Annotated in this window: 3 protein-coding genes and 1 pseudogene; 2 read left to right on the top strand and 2 right to left on the bottom strand. The window is 66.8% G+C overall.

What is annotated here, in order from left to right; genetic code table 11:
* Together WAN71_RS00345 and WAN71_RS00340 are read left to right on the top strand one after the other, a co-directional pair.
* Nucleotides 1–214, top strand: a 214-nt coding sequence (locus tag WAN71_RS00345) for a DnaJ C-terminal domain-containing protein (protein WP_422223426.1), incomplete at its 5' end; no start/stop codon positions are given.
* Nucleotides 214–585 (top strand): heat shock protein transcriptional repressor HspR, encoded by a 372-nt coding sequence (locus WAN71_RS00340; protein ID WP_422223425.1) that lies wholly within the window; start codon nucleotides 214–216, stop codon nucleotides 583–585. The genes WAN71_RS00345 and WAN71_RS00340, both read left to right, overlap by 1 nt.
* A gap of 84 nt (nucleotides 586–669) precedes the next feature.
* On the opposite strand, the gene WAN71_RS00335 is transcribed toward WAN71_RS00340, so the two are convergent.
* Together WAN71_RS00335 and WAN71_RS00330 are read right to left on the bottom strand one after the other, a co-directional pair.
* Complete coding sequence (locus WAN71_RS00335; protein ID WP_422223424.1) at nucleotides 670–1,563, bottom strand: aldose 1-epimerase; 894 nt, start codon at nucleotides 1,561–1,563, stop codon at nucleotides 670–672.
* 9 nt (nucleotides 1,564–1,572) lie between these two features.
* Nucleotides 1,573–2,066, bottom strand: a pseudogene (locus tag WAN71_RS00330) (2-polyprenylphenol hydroxylase); the annotation flags it as partial.

Genomic DNA, 2,066 nt, shown 5'->3' with positions numbered 1-2,066 from the left:
GGTGCCCAAGGGGACTACCGACGGTCGGATCCTGCGGGTGCGCGGCCGAGGTGTGCCCAAGCGTTCGGGCGGTCAGGGTGACCTGCTGGTCACTGTGAAAGTCTCGGTCCCGCCGAACCTGGAAGGCGCCGCGAAAGAAGCGCTGGAGGCCTATGCCGTTGCAGAACGGTCCAGTGGTTTCGACCCGCGGGCCGGATGGGCAGGTAATCGCTGATGGCCAAGAAAGACGAAGCCCGAACGTTTTTGATCTCGGTAGCCGCCGAGCTGGCCGGTATGCATGCGCAGACGCTGCGTACCTACGACCGGCTCGGGCTGGTCAGCCCCCGCCGCAGTTCCGGTGGTGGACGCCGTTATTCGGAGCACGACGTCGAGCTGCTGCGCGAAGTGCAACGGCTGTCCCATGATGAGGGCGTCAATCTGGCTGGGATCAAACGCATTATCGAACTGACCAACCAGGTCGCGGCGCTACAGTCACGGCTGGCCGAGATGGCCGCCGAGATCGAGGCGCTGCGGGCCAACCAGCGGCGCGACGTCGCGGTGGTGCCCAAGAGCACCGCAGTGGTGGTCTGGCAGCCGCGGCGCTAACTCTCGGCGAGTGCGGGCCTGCGCCCAGTGTGAATCCACGGCGAAAAAATCGCGGAATTCTCGCCACAGTTTCACGCTCGGTGATCAGCCGACCCGGATCGAAAACTGAGCGACCGCCGACTCGCCCGGGCGCGCTGACTGATAGCCGCCGCGGCATAGCGCATCGGTGGGCGCCGTCATCGGCTCGAAGCACACCACGTCTTCGCTCAGCGGCGCGAAGATCTGCGCGGTCGGATACCCCTGGTCGAAGTGCACCTCGAGACGGTGGCCGCCGCCGGACACCGCGAACACGGCGCCGTCGCCGACCTCGTCGTAGCCGTCGTCAAAAGCCTTGTCGCCCAACGGTTCGGTGATCTCCGGTTGCGGCGTCGCCTCGCCGGTCGGCAATCCCTGCCCGTCGAGCTTCAGATGCCGCAGCGGTGGGGTCTCGATGATCCACTGGTCGCGCGACAACCCGGGCAGCTGCAGGTACGGGTGGAAACCGAAGCACAGCGGAACTGCCTTGTCTCCGGTGGGGGTCACGGCGGTGCGCACGGTCAGCGTCTGTTCGGCGAGCCGCACCGTCACCGCCAGCAGATGTGGAAACGGAAAGCTGGCCAGCAATTCTGGATCGGCGCCGAAGTCCACTTCAGCGGTCAGCTCGTTCGCCGACTCGGCCCGTACCCGCCAACCCGGATAGCCGGCCAGCACACCGTGGATCGGCAGTCCGTTGGGATCGGCTCGCACTCCGTTGCGCCCGGGCGTCAGCGTGACCGTCGCGCCTTCCGCTGTATAAGTGTTGGCGCCCAGTCGATTTGCCCATGGGTACAGGATCGGTATGCCCATCGTTTTGCCGTCGGCCAGATAGGCGGCCAGACCGCGGCGCTGGCTGAGCAGTTGGACGCCCGCGTCGGTCAATGAGACGCCGATCATGCCGGCGTCCGGAACGAACTGGGCCTCGAGATTTGATGACGGGTCGCGCAAAGTGACGATGTGCACGACGCAAGGTTAGCTGTAGAGCGGGTCGTGCTGGACGCGCTCCGGCGACGCCCCTTTAGCGATCAGCGCGGCCTTGGTGGCGCGCACCATCTCCGGTCCACCGCAGATCAGGATCTGCCGGTCGCCCCAGCCGCCGTATTTGGTGACGACGTCCATCAGCCTGCCGGTCTGACGCAGATGCAGTCCGCGCGGCGGCGTCACATCGGGATAGTCGGCGGCCCAGGCGGGGTCGCCGTCGTGCTCGGAGACCGGTGTCACCGACAGCCAGGGATTGTGTGTGGCGATCTGCCACAACGTGGGCAGGTCGTAGAGCTCGCATGGGTAGCGGCCGCCGAAGAACATGTGCACTCGCGGGTTCACGCCCCAGCGGGTGAGATCCATGACGATCGAGCGCAGCGGCGCCAGCCCGGTGCTGCCCGCCACCATCAGCACGTCGCCACCATCGCGGTCGACCTGTAAGCCGCCGTGCGGGCTGGACAGCCGCCACTGGTCGCCGGGCTGGG

Origin of the sequence: Mycobacterium sp. (assembly GCF_049280035.1) — a bacterium.
Classification (GTDB): Bacteria; Actinomycetota; Actinomycetes; order Mycobacteriales; family Mycobacteriaceae; genus Mycobacterium.
Note: the sequence above shows the minus strand (reverse complement) of the source record. Positions and strands in the feature narration are given on the sequence as shown.